The organism is Brevirhabdus pacifica (assembly GCF_002797755.1).
Taxonomy (GTDB): Bacteria; Pseudomonadota; Alphaproteobacteria; order Rhodobacterales; family Rhodobacteraceae; genus Brevirhabdus; species Brevirhabdus pacifica.
In genome coordinates, this window is sequence record NZ_PGFI01000005.1 from 1 (window position 1) to 3622 (window position 3622).

Consider the following 3622-nt stretch of genomic DNA (forward strand, 5'->3'; position numbering starts at 1 on the left):
AATTTGTGTCTTAAACTTGGTGAGGAATGAGGTCTTCGCCGGGATTTTTGACTTGCCCGAAACCCTTGACAGAGGCCCGCCCCATTACGGAAGCGGGCCTTTTGTCGTGGTGATCCCTGAAGCCGGGGATTGGTCACGCGCGAGCGCGCGGGCCGCATCTCACCCACCTGGAAGGAAATCCCATGACCACAAGCTTTGCCCCTCTCACCGTCGCCATCCGCGATCTCACTGCGCATCCCGCCAATGTGCGCAGCAACGCGCCGGAAACTTATGACCCCGAGAACATCGCGCATCTGAAGGCCAGCATCGCCGTTCTGGGCTTGCTCCAGCCTCTCCTGGTCCAGAAGCTCGACGGCAAATACGCTGTCCTCGCTGGTGGCCGACGCCATGCCGCGCTGAAGGAGCTGGTCGCAGACAAGGCCGCCAAGGGGTTCACCGCGAAAACCAAGATCGACTGCCGCCTTGTGCCGGAAGACTGCGACGTCACCACGGCCCTGTCGCTGGCCGAGAACATCACCCAGGCCCCCATGAACGCGATTGACGAGTTCGAGGCTTTCGCCCGGATGATGGAGGTCGACGGCCAGACGCCCGAGACCATCGCCAAGACCTTCGGCACCACGGTGGCGGCCGTAAAAGGCCGGTTGCGTTATGGCCTTATCCACCCCGACATCCGCGCTGCGGCTCGGGGCAAGGTGATTACGCTCGACACGATGAAGGCCTTCGCCGAGCACCCGAGCCAGGAGGCGCAGCGTGAGGTCTACGAGGCGCTCACGAAAGACGGCGGCTTTCTGCAGGCCTATACCGTTCGACAGGCGCTCAAATCCCGCGGGGTGCAGGTCAGCGATGATATCGGGGCTTTCGTGCGCGAAGACTACGAGGCGCGTGGCGGTGCTGTCGCGGCTGACCTTCTGGAAGAGCATTCCGTGCTTGAGGATGCGGCGCTGGTCGAGACCATCCTGCTCGAGAAGCTCGGTGCCGCCGCCGAAGAGGCTCGCATAAAGCTGGGCTTTGCCTGGGCCGATGCGATGGTGCGCTATGATTACGCGACCATGGCCCACTACGGCCGCGTTTATCCCGGCCCGATCGAACCCGATGAGACCGCCCAAAAGCGCATCGATGAGATCACCGCCGAGCTTGAGAAATTGCAGCTCGAGATGGAGGATGAGGGGCTCGAGGACGGTGCCTACAACGCCCTTTACGACCGCGTTGACGCCTTGGAAGAGGAAGCCCGCGATCTGCAGGAGGCCTACAGCGCCGAGGACCTGGCGCGATCTGGGGTGATAGCCTCGTGGCAGGGTGGGCAGATCACGCTCCATGTTGGTCTCGTCCGCCCGGAAGACACCGTCAAAGAGGAAGGCGCGCGCGGCTCCTCGGCTAGCCCGACCGGGGAGGAGGCCCCAGACGCCGGCGAAATCACTTATCCAGCCTCGCTGGCAGAGGACCTCAAGACCGAGCGGGCCATGGCCCTCGGCGCCGCGATGGCGCTGCATCCGGACGCCACGCTCGATCTCACGCTCTTCAAGCTGGTCAGTGATGTTCTGGCCAGTGGAATGAGTGTCACGCAGGCGATCAAGATCGATGCCCGCAAGGAATACCGCAGCCATGCCAAGATGGACGAGATCGACGAGACCTCGCTCGAGCAGGTGGGGGCGGCGCATGATGCGCTTGATCTGTCCTGGCTCGATGACACCCGCACGCCCGCCGATCAGTTCGCGGCGTTTCGCGCGCTCGATGCAGGGGAGAAGGCCAAGCTCGTGGCCTTTGCCACGGCCAGCACCACGCAGTCCTGCTTCGCTCGGGACCGACAGCGCGACAGCCTTATGCATGATTTCGAGATCGAGATCATGCCCGACATTCGCGCGCATTGGACGCCGAATGCGGCGCTCTTCAACCGCTTCAAGAAGGCCTGGCTCCTGAAGATCCTCGGCGAGGATCTGGGTCTCGCCCAGGAGGCTGTGACGCTGGCCTCGTCGAGCAAGAAAGAGATCGTCGCCTTCTGCGACAAGCTCTTCGCCGAGCCCTTCGCGACGCTCACGGACGCGCAGCGCGCTGCCGTGGCCGCCTGGTGCCCGCCTATGATGCAGACCGCCGGTGTCGCCTTTGATGAGGCGGCGCCGATCACGGAAACCCCGGAACCTGACAGCGAGGTCGCGCAAGCGGCCTGAGTCCTCACGCGACCCGCGCGAGGCGTTCCCCGCGCGGGTCGACCCTCCCACACCCAACGGAAAGACATCCCATGGCTATTCTCAAGTTCTCTGCCTCCGCTGTCGCGGCGCAAATCGCACATGCGCGCGCCTGCAAAACCTTCCTGCCCAACTGGAACGGGCCCGTGGACAGGCCGGCCCTGATCCTGATCGTCGGCAATGGTGTGCATCTGCGCTCAAACGGCATCGATGGCACGACCACCCGTATCGTCACCACCGAACAGGCCGATCCCTCCTTCGCCTTCGCCGACGGCATGAACCCGTTTCGGGACACCGACTGGATGGCGCAGCGCCGCATGGCGTTCCGCGATCTGACCGGCCAGTTCTACACCGACATCCTCGACGATGTGCAGGTGCTCATCGACCGAGGGCAGGGGGCGATCCGGCTCGCCACCGATGGCCACAGCATCCGTGTCTTCGTGCGCCGGGCCTCGGACTATCTCATCGGCGGGACCTACGAAGTGCCCTCGGGCCTCGGCGGCACCTTCCGGGTCATCCTCAAGGATGCATGCGACACCTTCGCGATCGTGCAGAACTGCGGCAATTGCGAGGATTTCGACGCCATGCAGCCCTACCGCGTGCCGCTCGACGCCCTGATGGAAATCGATGACCGGAGGGCGGCGTGATGGGTTGGCTCTTCTACACCGACGGCCGCGTCCAGACCTACGCAGATGAGAAAGCGGAGATTGCCCGGCTCTGCACTTTCGAGGGCGACACGCGCAAAACCGAACTGGTCAAAGCCTGCAAGGTGGGTTCGACTTGGTACGCGGCGGCAAAGGTCACAAGTATCGATGGCTCGCCGGTCGAGGACACGACCTATGTCACCGATTCGGATGGCTCCATCACTTTCGGGGCTGTCTTCCTCACCCGATACGATGACGGGTGCTGGGGCTACAAGGACATGGAGGAAAGTGCTGGCCCGAACGAGTCGCGCGCTCCCCTTGGGTTGATCGAGCTCCTCTCCGACGCGAAAGACCCGGACAGCTACGCCCAGGACTGGCGCCAGCGCTGCCGGGATTGGGCGTCGATTCCAGACTACCAGGAAGGCGACAAGATCAGGCTCGCAGCACCTGTGACGCTCACCGATGGCAGTACCTGCCAGATTGTCACCGCGACCCACTACAGGCGGGGCCGGCAGAAACGCCGCTGCTACCGCATCGAGGAAACTGGTGGGCTCGTGCGCCTGTCGAAGGCCTCGCTTGCGGGCTCGGAGCTGCTCAGCTCCGCGAAAGGTGCGGCCAGCCCGGTGCTGGCGGAGTTCCTGGCGGGGCGAAATTAGGTCCTGCGCCGGACGGTTCATCGACCTGCCCGGCGACAGCAGATCCTGCGGCTTGTCTTGACAAGGCAATGCAAATGCATTACCTATCGCGGGCAGCAAAGACCCTTTTCTTCAGGAGACTGCCATGACAGCCCTCGCA

At 63.6% G+C, this 3622-nt stretch carries 3 protein-coding genes; all 3 read left to right on the top strand.

Translation table 11 applies throughout. From position 1 onward, the window contains the following. The first annotated feature begins 182 nt into the window (after positions 1 to 182). Positions 183 to 2165: a ParB/RepB/Spo0J family partition protein gene (locus tag CLV77_RS00135; protein WP_076981299.1), complete on the top strand. Its 1983-nt coding sequence runs from the start codon at positions 183 to 185 to the stop codon at positions 2163 to 2165. 71 nt (positions 2166 to 2236) lie between these two features. After that, positions 2237 to 2830: a hypothetical protein gene (locus tag CLV77_RS00140; RefSeq protein WP_009503761.1), complete on the top strand. Its 594-nt coding sequence runs from the start codon at positions 2237 to 2239 to the stop codon at positions 2828 to 2830. Next, the gene (locus CLV77_RS00145) at positions 2830 to 3483 is read left to right on the top strand and encodes a DUF6927 domain-containing protein (RefSeq protein ID WP_076981298.1); all 654 of its coding nucleotides are present in this window, start codon (positions 2830 to 2832) and stop codon (positions 3481 to 3483) included. Before CLV77_RS00140 ends, CLV77_RS00145 begins: the two co-directional genes overlap by 1 nt. Positions 3484 to 3622 lie beyond the last annotated feature (139 nt).